The organism is Neobacillus bataviensis, assembly GCF_019969725.1.
In genome coordinates this window covers 98,415-120,362 of sequence record NZ_JAHXYW010000010.1, presented here as the reverse complement: position 1 = coordinate 120,362, position 21,948 = coordinate 98,415, and the positions used below count along the sequence as shown (strand labels likewise).

Annotated in this window: 19 protein-coding genes and 1 pseudogene; 8 read left to right on the top strand and 12 right to left on the bottom strand. The window is 39.5% G+C overall.

All coding sequences use genetic code 11. From position 1 onward, the window contains the following. Positions 1-40: 40 nt before the first annotated feature. On the bottom strand, positions 41-709 hold the full coding sequence (locus LC455_RS31520; protein ID WP_263297868.1) for a collagen-like protein: 669 nt from the start codon (positions 707-709) through the stop codon (positions 41-43). 362 nt (positions 710-1,071) lie between these two features. On the opposite strand from LC455_RS31520, the gene LC455_RS22255 reads away from it, so the two are divergent. Together LC455_RS22255 and LC455_RS31775 are read left to right on the top strand one after the other, a co-directional pair. Continuing rightward, positions 1,072-2,190: an oxygenase MpaB family protein gene (locus LC455_RS22255; RefSeq protein ID WP_223594067.1), complete on the top strand. Its 1,119-nt coding sequence runs from the start codon at positions 1,072-1,074 to the stop codon at positions 2,188-2,190. A gap of 452 nt (positions 2,191-2,642) precedes the next feature. Further along, positions 2,643-6,134, top strand: a complete 3,492-nt coding sequence (locus LC455_RS31775) for a S8 family serine peptidase (RefSeq protein ID WP_317851467.1) — start codon at positions 2,643-2,645, stop codon at positions 6,132-6,134. Between the two features lie 176 nt (positions 6,135-6,310). Here LC455_RS31775 and LC455_RS22240 read toward each other — a convergent pair whose 3' ends face one another. Both LC455_RS22240 and galU read right to left on the bottom strand, forming a co-directional pair. Continuing rightward, positions 6,311-7,624, bottom strand: a complete 1,314-nt coding sequence (locus LC455_RS22240; RefSeq protein ID WP_223594065.1) for a UDP-glucose dehydrogenase family protein — start codon at positions 7,622-7,624, stop codon at positions 6,311-6,313. A gap of 9 nt (positions 7,625-7,633) precedes the next feature. Then, positions 7,634-8,530 (bottom strand): UTP--glucose-1-phosphate uridylyltransferase GalU, encoded by an 897-nt coding sequence (gene galU / locus LC455_RS22235; RefSeq protein WP_223594063.1) that lies wholly within the window; start codon positions 8,528-8,530, stop codon positions 7,634-7,636. A 346-nt stretch (positions 8,531-8,876) separates the two neighbouring features. Between galU and LC455_RS22230 the strand changes: the two genes are divergently transcribed. From LC455_RS22230 to LC455_RS22210, 5 genes are all read left to right on the top strand, one after another. After that, positions 8,877-10,109, top strand: coding sequence for a hypothetical protein (locus LC455_RS22230; protein WP_223594061.1), 1,233 nt, complete (start codon positions 8,877-8,879; stop codon positions 10,107-10,109). A 12-nt stretch (positions 10,110-10,121) separates the two neighbouring features. Then, complete coding sequence (locus LC455_RS22225) at positions 10,122-10,952, top strand: glycosyltransferase family 2 protein (protein ID WP_223594059.1); 831 nt, start codon at positions 10,122-10,124, stop codon at positions 10,950-10,952. A gap of 5 nt (positions 10,953-10,957) precedes the next feature. Continuing rightward, on the top strand, positions 10,958-12,037 hold the full coding sequence (locus tag LC455_RS22220; protein ID WP_223594057.1) for a glycosyltransferase: 1,080 nt from the start codon (positions 10,958-10,960) through the stop codon (positions 12,035-12,037). Next, the gene (locus LC455_RS22215; protein ID WP_223594056.1) at positions 12,034-13,167 is read left to right on the top strand and encodes a glycosyltransferase family 1 protein; all 1,134 of its coding nucleotides are present in this window, start codon (positions 12,034-12,036) and stop codon (positions 13,165-13,167) included. Before LC455_RS22220 ends, LC455_RS22215 begins: the two co-directional genes overlap by 4 nt. Positions 13,168-13,498: 331 nt before the next feature. Then, complete coding sequence (locus LC455_RS22210) at positions 13,499-14,074, top strand: kinase (RefSeq protein WP_223594054.1); 576 nt, start codon at positions 13,499-13,501, stop codon at positions 14,072-14,074. A gap of 123 nt (positions 14,075-14,197) precedes the next feature. On the opposite strand, the gene LC455_RS22205 is transcribed toward LC455_RS22210, so the two are convergent. The 3 genes from LC455_RS22205 to LC455_RS31955 form a co-directional block, all read right to left on the bottom strand. Beyond that, the gene (locus tag LC455_RS22205) at positions 14,198-15,355 is read right to left on the bottom strand and encodes a GDSL-type esterase/lipase family protein (protein WP_223594053.1); all 1,158 of its coding nucleotides are present in this window, start codon (positions 15,353-15,355) and stop codon (positions 14,198-14,200) included. A 97-nt stretch (positions 15,356-15,452) separates the two neighbouring features. Then, entirely contained in the window at positions 15,453-15,845 is a 393-nt protein-coding gene (locus LC455_RS22200; protein WP_223594051.1) for a J domain-containing protein, read from the bottom strand. A 70-nt stretch (positions 15,846-15,915) separates the two neighbouring features. Next, a complete protein-coding gene (locus tag LC455_RS31955; RefSeq protein WP_223594049.1) occupies positions 15,916-16,050 on the bottom strand; it encodes a TauD/TfdA family dioxygenase in 135 nt (44 codons plus the stop codon). 141 nt (positions 16,051-16,191) lie between these two features. Here LC455_RS31955 and LC455_RS22190 point away from each other — a divergent pair, with 141 nt between their 5' ends. Next, on the top strand, positions 16,192-16,896 hold the full coding sequence (locus LC455_RS22190; protein ID WP_223594048.1) for a DUF421 domain-containing protein: 705 nt from the start codon (positions 16,192-16,194) through the stop codon (positions 16,894-16,896). Between the two features lie 91 nt (positions 16,897-16,987). On the opposite strand, the gene LC455_RS22185 is transcribed toward LC455_RS22190, so the two are convergent. The 6 genes and pseudogenes from LC455_RS22185 to cyoE form a co-directional block, all read right to left on the bottom strand. Then, on the bottom strand, positions 16,988-17,545 hold the full coding sequence (locus LC455_RS22185) for a hypothetical protein (protein ID WP_223594046.1): 558 nt from the start codon (positions 17,543-17,545) through the stop codon (positions 16,988-16,990). Between the two features lie 3 nt (positions 17,546-17,548). Continuing rightward, positions 17,549-18,181 carry an SCO family protein gene (locus LC455_RS22180; protein WP_223594044.1) on the bottom strand — a complete coding sequence of 211 codons (633 nt, stop codon included), beginning with the start codon at positions 18,179-18,181 and terminating at the stop codon, positions 17,549-17,551. A gap of 249 nt (positions 18,182-18,430) precedes the next feature. Further along, positions 18,431-20,065 (bottom strand): annotated as a pseudogene (locus tag LC455_RS22175) (cbb3-type cytochrome c oxidase subunit I). Positions 20,066-20,127: 62 nt separating this feature from the next. Continuing rightward, a complete protein-coding gene (locus LC455_RS22170; RefSeq protein WP_223594043.1) occupies positions 20,128-20,595 on the bottom strand; it encodes a cytochrome c oxidase subunit II in 468 nt (155 codons plus the stop codon). 12 nt (positions 20,596-20,607) lie between these two features. Then, positions 20,608-20,748: a hypothetical protein gene (locus LC455_RS22165; RefSeq protein WP_223594041.1), complete on the bottom strand. Its 141-nt coding sequence runs from the start codon at positions 20,746-20,748 to the stop codon at positions 20,608-20,610. A 247-nt stretch (positions 20,749-20,995) separates the two neighbouring features. Beyond that, positions 20,996-21,928 carry a heme o synthase gene (cyoE, locus tag LC455_RS22160; protein WP_223594040.1) on the bottom strand — a complete coding sequence of 311 codons (933 nt, stop codon included), beginning with the start codon at positions 21,926-21,928 and terminating at the stop codon, positions 20,996-20,998. Between the last annotated feature and the right edge of the window lie 20 nt (positions 21,929-21,948).

Genomic DNA, 21,948 nt, shown 5'->3' with positions numbered 1-21,948 from the left:
ATATCCATCAAAGATAGGAAAGTAAGTAACAAGCACTCAACTAGTAAGGAGTACAGATCACATACACGTATAAATCCTCTTTTAGACCAAAACTATTTTTATTTTCTGCACTCACTTCCCAGCCACTCCAGTCAACGGAGGGATAACTACCATTTATACGGACGCCTTCTGTAAAGTTATAAGTTAAGTATCCTCCCGATACCACTTTCTCTCCAGGATGACATTTAGCTGTAAAGGTACCTGAACTTTGATTTGGGATTAGGTTAGAAGTACCATATTTAACCAAATCAACATATCCTTGAGGCCCTGTAGCCCCAGTGTCTCCTTTATCGCCTTTTTCACCTTTTTCACCCTGAGGTCCCTGAGGGCCTGTAGGTCCCGTTGCACCAGTGTCTCCCTTATCACCTTTTTCACCCTGAAGTCCCTGAGGCCCTGTAGCCCCTGTAGCCCCAGTTTCCCCTTTATCCCCTTTAAGTCCTGTATCGCCTTTAGGACCTACCTGGTTCCAACTAATTTTCATTTCTTTCGCGTCGGCACATGTTTCTTGGGCACCTATTATTCTGAGCGCACCACTTTTTTGATTTACACAACCGTAATAAACGGTATCGTTTCCTTCAGCAAATGTGGTCACGACTGATGATGTAAGGGTCACAGCTAGAATAATTAAACTATTTCGTATAGTAGTGAATCTCTTCAATTTTCCCATCATTCTCTCCCCCAAATTTCTAAGCTTTGTTATTCTGTTGTTAAAAAGGAAATACCTTCAAATTTACCGCTATATGTGAATAGGGACTCATTCCCACTCGTTGATATTTACCCCCTTTCGCTTCGTAATCCAATCATAACAAAAGGGATTTTCCCAGTTATAGAGTATAGGGCGGGAACTTTATGGGTAATGATTAGGAAGATTCTTGGGAACTTATTAGGAAAATTTTAGGTACCACTATTGAACCAAAGGTTCGTTTGGTAAAATTATGAATAGCGTATTTAGAAGTTTTCATATTAGTAGGAATATATATATAATGTTTCAAGTCTTTTAATCTACCAAAGAATAGTAAGAGGGGGAAAGAGATGTTATTAACAGACGAGTTTTTGGAGAAGTTACGGAAAGAAGGGGATCCAGTACCGGACCGAATAATTGAAGAACTGTTCAAGAACAGTCAGGTGGGTTCCGTAAACAGTTTGTTGAAGCAATTAATGTACAATGACCAAGAGTATCCGGAAGAGCTGCCTGATACGATAGAATTTTGGCTTAAGGATACAGCTTATTGCCCAGAAGGCGTGGACTGGTCGAGAATAAGAAATGCAACAGATTTATTTCAGGAACACGGCATTGCCATCACCTTCCTATTATCAACATCCTCACTAGTGAATTGTTACGCAGCACGTAAAGGTGTGAAGGTCCTTACATTCAGTTACCGTTTAGGTCAAAATGCATACCGCAGGATAGCAGAAACGGGGCAATTTGTTCTTCATGTCATGGGACCAGGCGGACTTGAACGAGGGGGACTAGGAATCAAAGCCATTCAAAAAGTCCGTTTAATGCATTCAGCTATTCGACATTTGGTTCAAAAGACCGGCAGATGGGATGAAAAAGAAAATGGCATCCCCATCTGTCAGGAGGACCTGCTTGGTACCTTATTAACCTTTTCCATTGTCATCATAGCTGGGCTTCGCCAATTAGGTATGAAAGTAACAGAAAAACAGGCGGAAGATTACTTGTACTTTTGGAAAATCGTCGGAATCATGCTGGGAGTTCGGAAGGATATTATTCCAGAAACTATGGAAGAAGGAATTCAGTTGGAGAAAATGATTAAAAAAAGACATCATGGGCCGTCCCCTGAAGGGGTCCAGATGACCAAGGCTCTACTTGAGTTTCATGCAGGTCTCATTCCCGGTCAGATGTTTGACAACATAATCCCTGCTCTAATTCGAGAAACCGCAGGCGACGAAATAGCGGACTGGATGGAAGTTCCGCACTCCAATTGGCAAAACCTTATGAAACACAAAGAGCTAATGGGCTTTTTTCTTGATTCTGACTATACGGGCTTTTTTGGAAGTATGATCAATCGGCTTGGGTTAGCCTTAATGAAGCGCCAGTCACTTGCCATGACCGATTATGAATATACCCCATTTCTCATACCAACCGAACTGCGGAAAGTTTGGGGGATTGAAGAAAAAATAGTATAACAAAAAACTAAACCGGGATTATGTGTAAATTACATAATCCCCTATTCCTCCCAGGATCATTAAGAAAGACCGTCATCCATTTGCATCTCTTTTCCAAAATGTCCATATAGACTTTATTAAAATAAAAATACCTAGCTAAAATGGAAAAAGAATAATTTTATTTACAATAAGGGGGTAAATTGGGGGAATTTGAAGGGTTATAGTTTTTATTTTTTCGACATTTTTTTAGAACAATAGGACAAAATGAACATCCCTCTCACAAAAAAGCGCATGTAAATGCGCTTTTTTTCTTATTTTGTTTAATTATTTAAAAATATTCTTTAGGGTATGGAACAATTTTTTACAAAAAAAATGTGAAATTACGGCATTATTTCCCCAATTTACACCTTTTCCGAAAATTCCTATTATTGAAAATAGAGATAAAATCATACACAAAGGAGAGGGGAATTTAAATGAAAAAATGGAAGAGCATGCCATTTAAAGTGCTGACAACAGCAGCATTGTCTGCAATGTTGCTTTCAAGTACATATGTTTCGGCTGAAACGGTAAACGATGGCTCAAACAATGAAATCACACTTCAAGATATCTTGAAGCAGGGGCATGAAATTTTAATGGCTGAGCATGGACAAGCAACAGATGAAGCAAGCAATGATCCATTTGATTATCGGAATGTAAAAAACGGAAAAAATCCATTTAAGGGGGACCAAGATGTACGCGTCATTGTAGAGCTCGATCAGCCAACTGATCTCCCTGCCACTGCATCCCCTGAAAAAATTCAGGATAAAGTTATCAGCGAGCTTCCAAAGGGTCAGGAGAAAGCTGTAAGACATCGCTTCCACACAGGATTTAACGGATTTTCGATGGAAACAAAATTCAAAGACTTAAAAGACATTCAAAAAATCGATGGCGTGAAGCGCATTCATATTGCCCGCACGTTCACCGCAGCGGCAGATGAGAGTAAAGGTTTAGTTCAAGCACAAAAGGTATGGCAGTCTCTTGGCTACCAAGGGGAAGGCATGCTAGTTGCTGTTGTCGATTCAGGCGTTGATTATAAACATAAAGATTTGACCTTAACTGATACGGGAAAAGCTCAAGAGAAACTTACAGCTTCGAATATTGAAGCGAAACTAGCTTCTACAGAAGCGAACGATGTTTGGTACAACGATAAGGTGCCAACCGGCTATGACTGGGCAGATAATGATAATGATGTATTCCCTAGCACAAATCCGCATGGTATGCACGTATCTGGTATCATCTCTGCTAATGGAGATGAAAGCGCTAACGGCGTAAAAGGAATTGCACCGGGTGCACAAATCCTCGCTGAAAAAGTCTTCTCTGATAAAGGCGGCGGCGGCGCACAGGAAGATGATATCATTGCCGGCATTCAGCACGCAGTGGAAATGGGCGCCGATGTTATTAACATGAGTTTAGGTTCTGATGCAGGTCCGGTAAGCGAAAGTGAAGATCCGGTTCAACAAGCAATTCGTGAAGCAACTGAGCAAGGTGCATTAGTAGTGGTAGCAGGAGGTAATGCTTCCTATAGCTCAAAGAACAATATCATGATGAGTTCATTATTGCCGTATGCAGACAATCCAGATATCGGAACGGTAGGCTCTCCTGGTGTCAGCCCGTTTGCTTTGTCTGTTGCATCATATGAGAACAACAATATCCAAATGAATACGCTTCATTTATCTGATGGAACAGAACTTGCTTTCCAAGATCAGACGTACTCTGGATTTGCACTAGGAGACAAGCTCGATCCAAATAAGGAATACCAAGTGGTGTATGGAGTAGAAGGAAAAGACACCGACATCAAAAACATGGACTTAGCTGGAAAAATCATGATTTGCCAGCCGAAGACCACATATTCAAATTGGACTTATGTCCAATCCTATGCGAAGGCTAAGGGTGCAGTGGCAACGATTTTCGTTCCACCGACCACGATGAAAGATTATCCGCAATTACCTTTAGTATCAACGTCGATTCCAGTTGTTTCGACAAGCAAGGATGCCGGACAAAGCATGATCGCAAAACTTCAATCAGGTCAAAACATAACGGTAAAATTGTCAAACGGCACATGGATTGACAATCCGCTGAAAAATACGGTTTCTTACTTCTCCTCATGGGGAACACCTGAAAATCTTGATTTCAAACCTGAAATCACAGGGGTCGGCGGTCAAATTTATTCGACGATTCCAAATAACAAATATCAAGTCATGAGCGGAACATCTATGGCAACTCCTCAAGTAGCAGGTGGAGCGGCATTATTGATGGAATCCCTGCGTAATAAAGGCTTGGCGAAAAATGAAGATACAGCATTGTTAGCAAAACTTGCACTAATGAATACAGCAAATATTATTGCCGACCCAAGAACTGATAACAAGCTTCCATACTCTCCACGCATGCAAGGTTCTGGCTTAATGGAGATTCAAAATGCGATTAATACTCCTGTATTGTTGCGAAACAAACGCGCACCGCTTGAGCAAGCAGGCAGCGTAGCCCTGCATGAAATCGGGGACACTCATTTCAATATGAAGCTTGAAATGCAAGCATTAGAAGGCAAAGATGTTCCTGATTCAATGGAATACAAAGTTGTTGTAGATGTGTTAACGGACGAAGTAACGCATGCTTCTTATGACTTGGGCGTGTTTGGATTCAATACGAGGGAAAATGATTACAATACAACTAAGATGACGCGTATCGAAGGAGCAGATGTTCATGTGAACGGCGGAGACGCGATTACGATCAAGCGCGGCAAGCAAAAAGAGTTAAGCATTGATGTACAGCTTCCAGAAAATATGAAGAAAAACACCTTCGTCGAAGGATTCGTGCGCTTGGTGCCAACATCCAATAATAAGAGCGAAAAAGTCGTTCCGTTATCGATGCCATACATGGGCTTCTACGGAAAATGGGATGAGCCGAAAAACATCGATCCTTCTCCTGAGAAAAACGATGCGTACTTAGGCTACACAACCCTTTGGGATGATATTTCTGATGGACCGCTGGCATTAGACCCGTTAACCCATAAATATACCGCTCAGCGCGTAGGAGTCTCTCCATATTCCATAGCAAATGGGGTCAGGGCGAGCTTCACCGTGCTGCGAAACTTGTCAAAACTTGAAGCTTATATCGCCGATAAAGACGGAAACCAAGTGAAATACCTTGGTAACTATAGCGAATTCACTGGCGAGCCGTGGAAATTCCAGAAAAACATTATGAGTAATGGCAACACCTACTACGATATTGATGTTGATTCTTACTACTGGAAAGGTCAAGATGAAAATGGTAACACCCTGCCGGATGGTGATTACAAATATGTACTTCGCTCGACCCTAGATTACCCGGGTGCTAGACTGCAAACAACTGAAATTCCAGTGAAATTGGATTCCAAAGCGCCGCATGCATCGAACATTCAAGTGACGCCGACAGCAGACGGAAAATATCAAATTTCCTTTGATGTAGCCGATAACGAAGGCGGAGTAGGTTTCGCACAAGCTGTTGTCTATTTAGATGGTAACTATAACGTCTTAAAGCCAGGTGTAACCAGCTTAACTGTGAGGAAAGCGCCAAAAAGCATTGTCGTCATGGCGGAAGATGCTGCTTATAACGAAGGTTACACCGTATGGGGAGATACATCCTACATCAAGTCAAGCATGCTGATTCAGTACTTGACTGTTCAAAACTACACGAAAGTCAATGAAAATAGCCCAGCGAAAATCATCGCCTTCTCTGATAATAAAATCCATTGGAAATTCTATATCAAGGATGCGAACGGCAATGTCGTGTTTACGAAAGAATATCCGATGGAAGATGAAATCCGATTCACATGGGCGCCAGGTCCTGAGATTCCAAACGGAACCTACACCCTCTCCGCAGACGGTGAGAACGTGGAAGGATTCAAAGTGACAGCGGTTGCTTCCAGCAAGATCAACGTCTTACATTAATGTATCAAAGAAAAAGCAACCAAAGGGATAAACCGCCTTGTAAATGCTAGAAATCAAACAATTATTACTAGCCAAAAAATGAAAGTTATTACATGATGAACAGGCTAGCAAGCAGTGACAGTCACTGTTCGCTAGCCTGTTGTCATAGCGCCGCTTGTGCCGATTGGGACTTCATTTTATTCCATTCCAATAATCATATCGGGTCTCCCTATTGAATAATATTCAACAAACTCACAAGCTCTTATTTGATCTTCCTTAAAGCAATTTCTTCCGTCAAAAATTATTGGATGTTTCATTTTTTTTAACACATTTGGTAAATCGAGCTGTAGAAACTCTTTCCATTCTGTCACGATAAATAGCGCGTCAGCATTCCATATCGCTTCCTCGACTGCATTAACAAACAAAATGTTATCTCCTAAAATTCCTTTTGCATTTTTTATTGCAACGGGATCATAAGCTACTACTTCTGCTCCTAGTTTGGTCAAAGACCGCGCAATATTAATGGAGGGTGCTTCTCGCATATCATCAGTCTCTGGTTTGAAAGCTAGACCAAGCATCGCAATTTTTTTCCCTGTTAATTCCCCAAAACGATGCAAGGCTTTCTTGACAAGTAGTTCTTTTTGAGATTTATTAATTCGTATTGTTTCTTTTAACAAAGCCAAATTTATCCCATACAAATTGGCAGTATGAAGTAATGCTTCCACATCCTTTGGAAAACAAGAACCACCGTAACCAATGCCTGCCTTCAAAAAAGCTTCTCCAATCCGTTTATCTTTCCCCATGCCCAGTGCTACATCTTCGATATTCGCTCCTACTGCTTGGCAAAAGTTCGCTATTTCATTAATAAAGCTGATTTTAGTCGCCAAAAAAACGTTAGAAGCAAACTTAATCATTTCCGCACTTCTTATGCTGGTCAATAATATCGGCACATTCAGGGGACGATACATTTCTTGTATTTTCATAGCTGCTTCTTTATTGTCATGACCGATGATAATCCTGTCTGCATTCATCGTATCGTGAATAGCGGATCCCTGTCTTAAAAACTCAGGGTTTGAAATGATTTGAATCGGAAATCCACATTCCTTCTCAATCATTTTTTTTATAAATTCATTTGTACCAACTGGTACCGTACTCTTTATGACAATAATTGACCTTTCTACGATATACCTAGATATATCCCTTGCGGCCTGCTCAAGATAGGATAAGTCAGATGCTCCATCCTCTCGCTGAGGTGTTCCTACGGCAATGATAATGATATCTTTGTCCTTAAGACCTTCTCGATGAGAAGTTGTGAATCGAAGCCTTCCAGCTGCTATATTTGAGTCTAGTAAAGCCTCGAGACCAGGTTCATAGATAGGTAAAATCCCTTGAGATAAATCTTCAATCTTCTCCTTATTTATATCAATGCAAGTGACATGGTGGCCGATTTCTGATAAACACACACCCGTTGATAGTCCGACATAGCCTGTACCTAAAACAGCAATTTTCATAGCAATACATCACTCTCTTGCTTTTCCGGGATTAAATGTCTTATTTACATCCTGTAAATAAGCTAAAACCTCTTGTCTTATATCGTCTCTTTGCAATGCAAAGTCGATGGTTGCTTTAATAAATCCAATACTATTTCCAATATCATAGCGTCTTCCCTCAAATTGATAGGCTAAAACAGCCTTTTGTTTATTCAAAGCATTAATTGCGTCTGTCAGCTGTAATTCATCACCTTGTCCGATTGGAATCTTGGCTAAAATATCAAAAATCTCAGGTGTTAACACATATCGTCCCATAATCGCATATCTTGAAGGGGCTTCTTCTATGCTTGGTTTTTCTACTAAGGATTCAAGATAGAGGAAATTTTCTTCACTCATCGTCCCTTTAGGCTTGACTATACCATACTTACTGATGTCCATATCAGGAACGGGCTGAATGGCTATGACCGGACTGTTGTAATATTCGTATACATTGAGCAATTGCTTCAGACAAGGCGTTTCTGACATAACGATATCATCTCCTAGCAAAACGGCAAAAGGTTCATCGCCAATAACACTTTTCGCACATAAAATAGCATGTCCTAGCCCTTTAAATTCTTTTTGGCGGACATAAACGATGTTTACCAGGTTGGATATTTTCCGGACATCCTTTAATATCTCAAGCTTATTTTTTTTCTGTAGTGTATCTTCAAGTTCATAGGATTTATCGAAGTGGTCCTCTATTGATCTTTTTCCTCTACCGACAATGATGATAATCTCCTCAATTCCCGAAGCCACCGCTTCTTCAACAATATATTGAATGGTTGGTTTATCGACAATAGGCAGCATTTCCTTTGGCTGAGCTTTTGTTGCTGGCAAAAAACGAGTTCCGAGGCCAGCCGCTGGAATTATGGCCTTACGGATTTTCATTTCATGACTCCCTTCTAAAGTTCATTAATTTTTTATATGCAAAGGGACAACCAACGGTCACGTTAGAAACCTATTAATATAGAAAAATAATTTCAGAACTCTAAAGGTCGATTATGTAAGCCAAATTAGCCACGTTAAAATTTTTTTAGCATTTTTTGAACTCTTTTCCTATTTGTCCAACCCTCTCTGCCAATTTTGCATAATGTATATTTAGTAGATTGGTATAAACAATTTCATTTTAGGGACAAGACCCAATTATTGGGGAGAATGGATATTTTCCCATGCAAAAACTAAAACATTTCATAGTATGAAATAAAAATATCGGTAATAAGAAACGGGGAATGGCATGGAAAATTTTGAATTAATTAAAGTAGAAAGAGTGGATCATGAAGGAAAAAAAAAGCTTAATATTTATAATCCGACAACTTACAAATTAATAGGTCATGGTGTACGCGGGGCAGTCTTTCAATTAGATGAATATCGTTGTGTAAAAATTAGCACAGACCAACAAGATACGATGAGGGAATCCCATGCCCTTGAAATGGCCAAACATCTCCCATTTTTTCCAAAGGTTTTTGAAGTAGGCACCAACTATATTGTAATGGAATTTATTAAAGGTATTCAGTTAAATAAATATCTCAGAAAAACGAAAAAGCTCCCAAAAAGATATTCACGACAAATTCTTGAATGCATAAAAGCAATGAAGGAAATTGGATTTACCAAAATAAAACTCAAATTAAGCCAAATCATTATTACGGAGAATGATGAACTCAAATTTGTGGATCATTCTGGGGCATTCACTTCCATTCAACCTTATCCGATTGAACTATTTAATGAATTGAAAAAAATAAATCAGCTGCAAGTATTTTTGGAACATGTCCAAAAATTCGATCTTGCCATGTATGCTGAATGGTTACAAATGATTGATTATTCGGCTAAACCAATTAAAATGCGGAATATGGATGATGTGGAAAAGGAAAATTTTAAATTGATATCCGTTAAAAGATCCGTAGATGAAAATGGAAAAAAGAGGCTAATAATCAATAATCAAACAAACTACAGATTGATTGGCAAAGGGGTTCAAGGTGCAGTATTCCAGTTAGATGAAAAACGGTGTGTGAAATTTTATGTAATGAAATATTTTATAGATTCAGAGATAAGAGCCTATCGTCTAGCAAAAGGACTTTCTTTTATTCCTAGGATTTTCGAACACGGCCCGAACTTTATCGTGATGGAATACATTGAGGGGCCAACCTTGTTTCAATACTTAGAGAAAACGAAGCACTTAAAAAAGTCCATTTCTCGGCAAATTTTAAAGATACACAAAAAATTGACGAAAATTGGGTTTACACGTATTGAGAGTAAATTGGGGCATTTTATTGTTTCTGAAGGAGAAGTTCTTAAGTTCATCGATCACTCCGATGCCTTTTCCTATAAACAGCCATATCCCAATGAATTGTTCGCAGATCTGAAGAAATTAAAACTATTACATGTTTTTTTGGAGCACGCAAAGGAAATCGATCCTGATCTATATGATGAATGGGGAAAAAAAGTTGATTTTAAAACATTATTAAATTAGAGGGGTGGAAAATTGGAAAAAAAAGATAAATTTCTTCCAAAGGTGACAGTTATCATTCCCACATATAATCGTGCAGATATCATCCATAGAGCCATCAATAGCCTGAAAAATCAAAGCCTCAAAGAATGGAAAGCAATCATTCTGGATGATGCCTCCACCGATTATACGTTCGAAGTCGTTGAAAAGGTCATGAATAGCGATAGTAGATTTTATTATTATCGAATGCAGCAAAACATGGGAATATGTCATGTCTTGAATCAGGCATTGCAATTAGTGGATACCGAATATATGGTTCAACTCGATAGTGATGACTGGTTGGAGAATCATGCTTTGGAATGTTTAGTTAAAACGATGGAAAATGAGCCCGATTCGACAGCGCTTATCTATGGTAATTATAAAATTTGGAAATCGGAAGATAAAGGAAAACTGGTGAAAGTCAGAGGATTTCGTTCTTCGGAAAAATATGATTTGGTCAGCTATGTGCCGATGGTTTACCCGAGGTTTTACAGGACGGCATCCCTTCGTCAAGTGGGGGGCTGGGAAACAAATGATAAGTATAATGGTCGTTTCATGGAGGATCGCCGTATTTTATACAAACTCATAGAAAAATATGATTTTCGATGGGTAGATGAACATTTATATAATCTCTCCCGAATCAATCCGAATAGGCTGACAGCGCAGGAAAATATTAACAAATATGGAGAAGTAAAAAAGGAAATTGTCCTCCGTACGTTGTTAAAGTGGGGTAACGAGTACACGGCTGAATTTGTCAGTGAAAATCAATATAATCAAGGGCAAGGATGGCTCAAAATTAAACTTATTCCGAATCAAAAGGGAGATTAAATCGCATGAAAACCATAGGGCATATTACGACAGAATATCTTCCTATCACAGAAACATTTGTCTATCATCAAATTGTACGAAATTCGCAGTTCCGAAATGTGGTTTTTACACGAAAGATTACAAATGAGCAAGTATTTCCTATCAATCATCTAGTACGAATCCAAAAAGAAGCTGAATTAACGAATATGTTAAGAAAATATCAAGTTGACGCGCTGCATTCTCATTTTGGTCCTAGTGCCTTATATGCTTTACAAGCGAAGGAAACTTTGGGAATCCCTATGCTTACCTTTTTCCATGGGTATGATGCTCGAAAATATCCCTTCCTGAATAATAAAGTGCAAGAATATCAAAGATTGTTTACAATTGGAGAATTGTTTCTTACACCCTCAAATGCCATCAAAGAAGAATTGCTTTCCATGGGATGCCCGGAGAATAAGGTCAGGGTCTCTCACTTGGGAATCGACATCAATCAATTTCATTATCAGCCCCGCACCCTAGACGACAAGGAAAAGACAATCCGAATTGTATCCGTCGGGCGCCTGGTTGAGAAGAAAGGTCATCATCTATTATTAGAGGCGCTTTCTATAGTGAAAAAAAAGATGAGTCATTTTCATTTAACCATTGTTGGTGAAGGAAGGGAATATCAGAATTTAGTTGACCAAATCAATCGTTTGAAGCTCCATGATCATATTCATCTTGCAGGGAAACTCCATCATTCGGAGGTAAAGAGCGTATTGGACAAAGCTCATATCTTTTGCTTAGCAAGTGTATCTGGAAAAGATGGAGATATGGAGGGGCTTCCTGTTTCCATTCTGGAGTCACAGGCCTCAGGGCTTCCTATTGTATCCACACGTCATAGCGGAATACCTGAAGGAGTAGTTGAAGGGAAAAGCGCAATTCTCGCTGAAGAAAACAATCCGACAGATTTAGCCAATAAGCTGCTCGAAATGATGTCGCAGCCAGAGAAATGGATCGAGTTTGGTTCCGCGGGGCGTGAATGGGTTGTTCAACATTTCAATGCGGAAAAACAAGCAGAAGAGCTAAGGGATATATACTTTGAATTGCTAGGGAATGACAGGAAATGAAGATATGCTTTTCTTACTATTTTCCTAAATACAAACCCAAAGGAGATGTCCTTCAATTTTTAATTCTATTAAAAGCATTTGAGAAAAAACTGGCTGATTTATATTTGATACAAAATAGACAGTTTCAGATTGATTGTGTATTGCCTTTTGAATTTCAAAATGGAAAAGATGGATTTTTATTTCAACATGTCCGTTTTATTCAATCGAAGCAGTTGGCCAAAACGATTGCCGAGTTGGATAAGAACATAGACTATGATTATATCTTTATTCGCTGCAGAGAAAATTCACAGGATGCATTAGAGCTAATTAAAGAACATCAGCAAATTGCGAGTAAGCTATTAGTATTGATACTTCATTATAAGCTAGATGATCCCAATAATATGAAAGACATTATCCACATTTTTAAAAATTCCAGGATGATTTTTTTGCAGACACAACCATGGACGGAAAGGTTGAAATCCTATTTACTTCAACAGGGCTTCAGTCAGATAGAGATAAATAAAAAGCTGAAAATATTGCCGCAATTCATAGAATCATATCAAATGGCAGATCCACTGCCCCAAAGATTTAATCCGCCTCATCTTGTTCAAACAGGTGTTATTCGATTAAGATATGGATTGCCCGTTGCTATCGAGGGAATGAAATTAATAAGGAAGATATACCCGCAGGTGTATCTACACCTTGCCTATCCATCGATAGCAGATGATATCTCAGATCAAGCAGCTAGTCTCATAAATGCTCCTGAAATCAAAAATTATGGCATGCTGTCCATGTGGGAAACCAAAAAGATGATTCTGCAGTCGGGCATTGGACTAGCCTTGATCTATGACAATACCGAAAATCAGAATCCTTCGTATTCATACCTTAGCCGGATTCTTGAATATGCATCGCTTGGGGTGCCTTTCATCACAACAAAAACCATTGGAAACAAGCATTTATTAGGAGAGAAATATCCACTCTTTGTTCAAGATGAACATGATATTTTTGAATGTTATCAAAAGCTGACTAATCCTGACTATTATCAAGAGATGAGTGACTTTGTCCGAAGGATTGGACATAAATTTAGTTCGGAAGTCGCCATCGAGGAATTTTGGATGATTTTGGAGAGGAATCTAAAAAAACCTAAATAAAAAGGAAAAAAGGAATGGCAGAAAAAAATTGAAAATTTCATCAATAAATTATCATAAGAACGACAAACAAGAAGAATAATGAGGAGATCCCAAATGTGTCTGACCTCTCGATGAATCTCAAAATATAGCAGTTTTTCACAAAGATTATTTTGAGGGGCCAGACGCGCTGATTTGGGATTTTTATTTTCCATCATGTATATAGGAGAGCAATGTTTAATGGATCTGACAAAATAGCCGTCCATTTAGGCGGGAAAGTTACCTCGATTAATAAAGCATTTGAACGTCCACATTGCCGGGACATGTTCAAAAAAAGATTAAAGGAGTTACAGAAATGGAAGATTTTAAATCGATTAAAGTGACGAGAAAAAAAGGAGAATTTGTTAAAATTATTGATAATCCAACCTCATACCCGCTAATTGGAAAGGGGAAGCAGGGTGCCGTTTTTAAAATTTCTTCTGATCAGTGCGTAAAAATTTACCCCAATCAAATCCACACCTTGAACGAAAGCATAGCATTAAAAGCAGCACAGGAATCACCAATTAGTCCAAAACTTTACGAAGTCGGAGAAAACTATATCGTAATGGAGTACATTGAAGGTCGTACTTTATTTCAATATCTTAAAAAAGCTCGGGTTTTATCCGAAGAAATGACTAACAATATCCTATTTATTCTAATGGAAATGAAGCGGTTAAAATTTATTCGGTTGGATTGCAGGTTAGATCACATCATTATAACCAACGAAGGGAAACTTAAAGTTATCGATTTGGTGAGCCATTTTACAAAAAAGGTTGACCATCCTATTACACTCATGGAGCAACTAAACAAATTGGGTTTATTATCGGATTTTTTGAAACAGGTAAAAAAGATCGACCTACTATCCTATCAAGAATGGAAAAAGTTAGTATAGAAAAACTCGCAGTCTGCCGGAGTTTTTAGCTTTAACGGACTTTCCCCCTAGAGACTGCACCCCCATGCCAAGCGCACAAAAACAGCGGTGCCCCTTTAAGGACACCGCTGCATAAGTATACTACTATAATTGCATGACCTTCCAGAACTCTCCGGCCACAACTTGATAACCTAGTAAACTTAGGTGAATATTGTGAGGATTTGTAATATATTCTTCAAAATTACTTACATTGATTACTTGAGCTGTTGGGACAAAGGTATCCCCATGCTGAGTCGCCTGAGCTTGAATTTGCGCATTAAAAGCTTGTAATAATTGATTTAACTGTTCTTTTTGCACCGGATCAGCCATATATGGGAATGGATTGTAATAGCCCATTACATATACTTTTACATTTGGATTTAGTTTATCAATCGTGCTTAAAATTGTGCTAATTTTTCCAGCAATGGCTGCAATCGCTGCAGGTGCTTGAACAGGATCCTTTTGAACGACAGGAAGCAAATCATTTGCCCCAATATCCAAGGTAAGATGAGTTGCTTTTTGTATTTCTTGTTGAACATCTTCCCTCTCTAAATCTGCTAAGATATTATCCGTTGTATATCCCGAGACACCGAAGTTCGCAAAGTCAAGCAGTTGATACGATTTGGCAAAATTCGCGGCAATATAATTCGGATATCCCCAATCTAGATCTACTCCATTTACAGGAAGTCGATCTTGACCGTCTGGAGTCATCTCAGCTGCCAGCGAATCCCCCAACGCCACATAATTGACCTGAATCCATGCGCCATCCGTATCTAATTTATAACCTTGGATAACTGTATCAGCCGCCATATCTCCATTTTGATTGAAGAAATACCATTTACCGACGATTTGCTGCCAGCCAATTACCATCGCTCCACTATCCGAAAGGAAGTATTTTTTCCCTGATAACTCGAGCCAGCCTATTTTCATGGCGCCCGATGGATCAAGGTAATACCATTTACCCTTAAGCAAAATCCAGCCTGTCTCCATTTCACCGCTAGACTGGAGGTAGTACCAATTGTTATTGGATAGCAGCCAGCCAGTTGCCATTTTTCCATCAGACTGATGGTAATACCACTTACCATTTGTTTGAATCCAGCCTGTTTTCATAGCACCTGTAGAATCGAGGTAATACCATTTGCCATTATCACGAAGCCAGCCAATGTATTTCCCGCTTGTTGTATAGAAGTACCAGCTGCCATTCGAAAAAACCCAGTCACGCGGCGGAATTTCATTCCAAACCAGACTAATGGTTACGTTCAAGTTTTAGAGGAACCGAATAGCCTTGCCTGAATCTTAAAAAACAAGTACAAAAACAGCAGCGATGGACAATAAAATTGGTTGTCTAACCGCTGCTGTTTTATTTCTTTTTATTTAAATACGCATTTCCTAAAACTTCAATTAGAATAAGAGCCGCATTTAGGAGTACTGGTGAAAGGGTAACCTGTTTTCGATTTTTATTTTGTAAATTTACTAGCTTTATGAAAGGATTCGTTTCAACAGGAGATTCCTGTTTTAGATGATGTGTGAAGTTATGAGCTGTTGCGAACAGGTGATCGTCATACCGCTTTCTTTTTTCAACATTTTTAAGAGTTTCATAGGCTTCTTTCACTCTTTTAAACTGTTCAGAATTCCCATTGTCTTTATCTGGATGTACTTCTTTTACTTTTTTTCGATAAGCTTCTTTAATTTCCTCAAAAGTTGCATCATAGGGTACGTCTAAAATACGATAGTAATTTCCAATGGATCCCATGTATTTTCCCACCCTCTTTTGGTTGAAATCCTTCCAAAATAGTATTCATGTTCTTTATAAAATATTCGCATCAATAAAAAAAGCGGTACATTTTTTCTTTTATATGGTCTGGTAAATTATCATAGGCGGCACTCATATCTGCCCAAAGGGTGTCTCCTCCGACCGGGTGATTATTTATGTATAAACACAGTATAATACCAAGCATTCAAATTTTGAATGATTTTTGCATTGTTTAAAGTTTGACGGTTCATTCCATAATTCAAAAATTATTAATTATGGTTGGTTACTAAAGTAAAATCAGAGTTAAACTATGTGGTAGCTTTTGGGAATAAAGGATGTGTCTTATATGGATTTTTTTCTAAACCAGGAGTCACTTACAACCATTGATTGGATTCTTAGGGCTATTGTTGCTTTTTTCTTTTTGGTGTTTGTGGCCAAAACCTTAGGACAACGTGCCATCTCTCAATTAAGACTACTTGATTTTGTTATTACTTTAGTTATTGGAAACATTATTGCCCATCCGTTGTCTGACGAACATCTAGGACTTAAAGGGCCAATCATTACAACAAGTGTATTGGTTATCCTATATCTGGTTGGAATATTTAGTATCCTTAAATGGCCTCGGCTAAGAAGGCTAATAATCAGCGCACCAATTAAAGTGGTTCAAGATGGAGAAATCATTAATAAAGGATTAAAAAAAGCAAAAATTTCAATTGATGATTTATTAGAAGAATTGCGTAAAGAAAAGGTAGAGGATGTGAAAAAGGTAGCAATAGCAATATGGGAACCAGACGGTAAAATTTCCGTTTTTTTGGACCCAAAATATGAACCAATTACACCATCATCCTTTCAAATGGAAACAGGACCCTTCGATTTGCCAAGGATTATTATTAAGGAAGGTAAAATTGATTATAAGGAATTAAAACAAATAAATAAGGACGAAGGCTGGGTTGATTCCAGTTTAGAAAGGTTATACCAAACGGAGGTAAATAACGTTCTACTGGCCACCCTTGACAGGAAAGGCAGCCTGAAGGTTTTTTTATATAAATAAATCCTTTAAGCAAACACCTGGGCAGTTGCGATCGATCAAAACAAATCCCCTCGATTATACGAGGGGACCCGTTCCATTAAACGTCGCGCTGCTATTCATATTGCGTCCGATCGGTAAAAGCGACATAAACCAAGTAAATGACCATACAGATAGCGGTCGTCAAAAACCCCCAGCCCAGGGTTAATTGGTCCATCACAAGATAGTTGTTGCACAATTGGATGGGTATGTTGATATATAATAAGCCCATTCCAAAATATTTAACGGTGAAAATAAGAATAAGAACATTTTTCCCAAGCCCGCTAAGCTTTTTCCAGCTATCCCTTAAAGAAACTCCTGCTAAAAACGGCAGCGTCACAAATTTCAATATCTCCGCACTTTGCACTGTTAACGTCTCGTCCATTGTTTTCGGAATCGTCCAATAAACCATAATGATAATAAATAGAAAAACTCCGGGAATCCCGTTTCGATTCCATTTTTCAAAAAAGCCTGGAACCTTCAATTGTAAAAATCGCGCCATTAAAAATCCAGAAAAAACGAGCAATGGCATTTGCATATGCATGTGAACGATCATAATTGATTCCAATAAATGAGCAACAGGGGGAAGCGCCAAAACGATATAAATCAATAAACCATAAACAGCCTGTTTCATTGCTTACTCCCCCGTTTCCCTTTTAAGGATGGCAGCAACCTTCTTAGCCGCTTCCTCTGTCTTTTTATAATCCATGACATCCACTAATTGACCTTTCGGATCCACTAAATAGAACGCGGAATTATGAGTGAAATTTCCATATCCATCTGGAATTACAATGACACCAAATGCTTTTAACAGGGAATCCAACTCCGCTTTATTGAGAATCCGGGCCATTCTCCAGGTTTCCCCGTCGCTATGAAAATAGCTGCGATATTTTTCAAGTGTTCCCGGATCATCTCTCGCCGGGTCAAAACTAATACTTAGAAACACGATATCTTTCCCGAAATATTTCTGTGGCAGCGCACTATACACTTTCGACATGTTCATTTCCAATTGCGGACAAACCGTGGTACAGGATGTATACAGAAAGGTAATAAAAACATATTTACCTTTAAATTCAGAAATAGAATAATCCCGGCCTTTGCTATCCTCTAAGGTTACTTTGGGGAACTTCGGCTTATCCTGCACCAGTTTATTGACCCGTGCCGTTTCGGCCGTAAAAGCACTAAACCCATTGGTTCCGATGTAGAAAAGTGTTATGCCAAATAAAAGGACAATAATATACGCCATTATTGTACGCCAATCCTTGATCATCACGATCACTTCCCAAATCTATTTACTTGGCTCGGTTAAACTTAGTTGTTGATTTGCGCTCCAGGTGCGAGCGGTTCGCGGGCGTGCCGTGGAGCCTCCTCGGCGCTTTGGCGCCTGCGGGGTCTCCCCTGCCCCGTACTCCCGCAGGAGTCTTTGCACCTTCCACTCCAATCAACAATGTCCTTTAATACAGCCTTTTACTAAAAAAAGGAGATAGCCCACCAATTCGAGCTATCTCTTTTTCAAAAATCACCAAGTTTTGAAAGGTGGTGATCCCGGAGGTGCATTGACGATAAACTCCGTTAACGGAATAACATATGCCATCGCCACCACTAACAGCATCACGATAATCCATAATCCCCAGCGTTCGGTCCAATATGGAGTGGCTGATCCATCTTCTTCCGCCTCCGCAATTGGGAATTCGGTTTCTCCCTTAGGAGCAAAAAACATCATGTTGATTACGGCATACACTTGAAGAATCACACCGATGACTAACAAGGTTCCGCCAATGGCCAAGAACATTAAATATGGATCCCAACCTAATGCTGTGGCGTTATCACCATACGTGGTATATGAAGTCCTGCGTGGTGAGCCTAGTAGGCCGACCGTATGCATAGCCCCTGACATTAACACCATACCGACTGTCCAAATCCAAGTTTGGATAACACCTAGGCGATTGATTTGTGGGGTTAACACCCGTTTTGAAATATACGGAACTAACCAGTAACTAATGCCAAAGAACGTCATGGCAACAGTCATGCCTAATGTTAAGTGGAAATGGCCTGCAATCCACATTGTATTATGAACAACCTGGTCTAATTGGTTCGTTGTTTGCGCGATACCGCCGGCACCTGCTGGAATAAAGGCAGCCATCGCAATGAATGGTGCTAGGAAACGAACATCTCCCCATGGCATCTTTTTATACCAGCCGATGAATCCTTTTCCGCCTTGCTTTCTTGCAGTCCGTTCAAATACTGCAAACATGGCCCATGCTGTCATTAATGACGGGAAGCCGATTGCTAAACTCATAAATACATGCAGGAACTTAACAGATTCAGAAATACCTGGGTCAATTATTTGATGGTGGAATCCACCCGTAATGTTCATGACCACCAAGCCGATAATCACGACGCGTGTCAGGGTATCACTCCAGCGTCTTCCGCCCATTAGTTTTGGAACTACGACATACCAGGCAGAAGTAGCGGTTAAATACCAAATATTAACTAGCGTATGGCCGAAGGCCCAAAATAGAGTACGAGCAAGCATAACATTGATTGTTTTAACCCAGCCGAAGGACCATGGGATAATCAACACGATTACTTCGACTGCTACAGGTAAAAGAGCAAAGAACAATAGGACAAACACACCAGTTGCAAAGTATGAAAGAATCGGAACATGCTGCCCTTTATGATTTTTTCTTCAATTAGCTACTTGAATGAATGCTCCAAAACAGCAAGCCCAAACGCCTAATACGATAAAGACTAAACCAATATAAAAGATTGGTGCGGCTGCCATTGGCGGATAAAAGGTATACATAACAGATGCATCGCCCATTAAAATCGGGATCACCGCTAAAACAAATCCAATGATCTTAAGACCAAATCCAGTCCAAGCGATCTTTCTTACATTAGGAAGAAGTCCGCCTAAATTATGAGACATGGCTGCATAAAAGTAACCAATCGTGAAGAAAGCCGTTAAAACAACCACCAATAATAGACCGTGTGAGGTTAAAACTTTATAATAATTGAGCCAGGTTGGCAGCTCCAGCAGGCCTGCCCGGTTTAAGCCTTGAAGCAGCCCTAACAGTCCGCCTAAAAATAATGCGGCAAAGGCGACAAAAATATATGATTTCGATAATCTCGCATCCTCATTGCTGATTCCCATTACTCTATTTGCATTTTCTTTTAATGTATTCAATTTTGCTGTTTGCACGTTGATCCCCCCCTTTATTTAACCGTAATCGTGGTACTCATCATCTGGTGGCCTGCACCGCAATATTCATTACATAACACTAAATATTTTCCTGGCTTATCAAATTTCTGTGTGATTTTTTGAATGTGGCCCGGCGGCACCATTGCATTCAAATTGGTTCCGGCCACTTCAAATCCATGAACAACATCCTTTGAAGTTAAGGTAAAATGTACAGTTGAACCGGCTGGTACTTCAATATTGCCTGGATTAAAACTGAATACCTGCAGCGTCATCACCACGTTGTATTCCTTTTCGCCCACTTTGGTAATCCCCGGCTTATCGAATGGCGCCGTTTGATCGACTTTTTGCGGGTCGATGAGCTCTTTATTGCTTGGGGGTGCCATATCTAACGAAAAGGCTTGGTAGCCCGTGATCAGCATAAAAATTACAATGATCCCAAAGCTTATGCTCAGCCATATCTTTTCATCCAAATGCATTTTCATCTCTTTTCCCCCCTAAACCCTATCCATATATAGCCCGAAGAGGACTAAATACGTAAATAGAATGACAGCAGCGAGGACTCCTACGGAAATCCAAGTTCCTACATTCGTCTCTTTTTCTGCCTTTTTTTTCTGGTTAACTTTTGTTGCTCCCACCAAAATCAACCCCTTTAATTACTTTAATATTTCTTACCTTCATCATAATTGGGAACGATTTTCACTGAAGTGAACTGCATCACACGAAAATGGCAATTTTAAAAAATCGGAGGCATTTTGCTTGACTTAGAGGAAAAAGTAGTGCTTCAAACCGCGCTGTTATCACGGTTTCTAACGTGGCTATATGGAAAATGAACAAAAATGACAAATCCGTGAACAAAAAAACTGCCTCCATTCGAGGCAGTTTTTAAAAAATCGGTAGGGTTACAATAACCGTTAACAGAAAAATAATCATGATATAATTCACGGAATAGAGAAAAACAAGACGGGCCCATTGCTGATCATTTTTTGTAAAGAATCCTTTGATGCTCACAGCTAACCAGCCAACATTAAGCAATGAAGAAATGACAACAAACTTCATCCCGATCGGCACTAGGAAAAATGGCAAAGGAAGTAAGCAGGCGGCATAAACAAAAATTTGCCGTTTCGTAACCGTAAACCCGCGCACCACCGGAAGCATTGCGACCCCTGCCGCTTTATATTCGTGATATTTCCTCATGGCAATCGCATACGTATGCGGCATTTGCCAAATAAACAAAATCAGAAACAACATCATCGGAACAATGTGAAAACCAGATTCAATCGCCGTCCAGCCAATTAAAGGAGAAACCGCACCCGAAACACTTCCGATGATCGTATTAAAGGTATATTTCCGTTTCGACCACATCGTATATAAAAACACATAAGTGAACCAGCCAACAAAGGCATAAATGACTGCTTCAATCGTGGTAAAAAGCAAAAGAGCGAACCCCATAATCGTAAAAGCAATTCCCATTGTTAATACCATTTTTAAAGAAATATTTCCCGTTACCGTTGGCCGATGTTTCGTTCTGTCCATGACGGAATCAATATCAACATCGTACCAGTTATTGAGGACAAGGGCTCCGGCCATCACCAGCGTACTTCCCATCATCGTTAGTAAAAAATCCCCCCAATGATTGGCTAAGGATGAATTCGTAAAATATAACGCCAACCAGAATCCGGAAAAGACAGGCAGTACGTTGGCAATTAACACACTTGCTTTAAAAAGGGCTTTTAAATCTTTAATCAGACTGGTTGGTTTTTCAGCACACGATAATGAGGTCCTCTGTATTTGATAAGGCAATCCATCCCGGCTCATCGCTTTCCCACCTTCCCCCT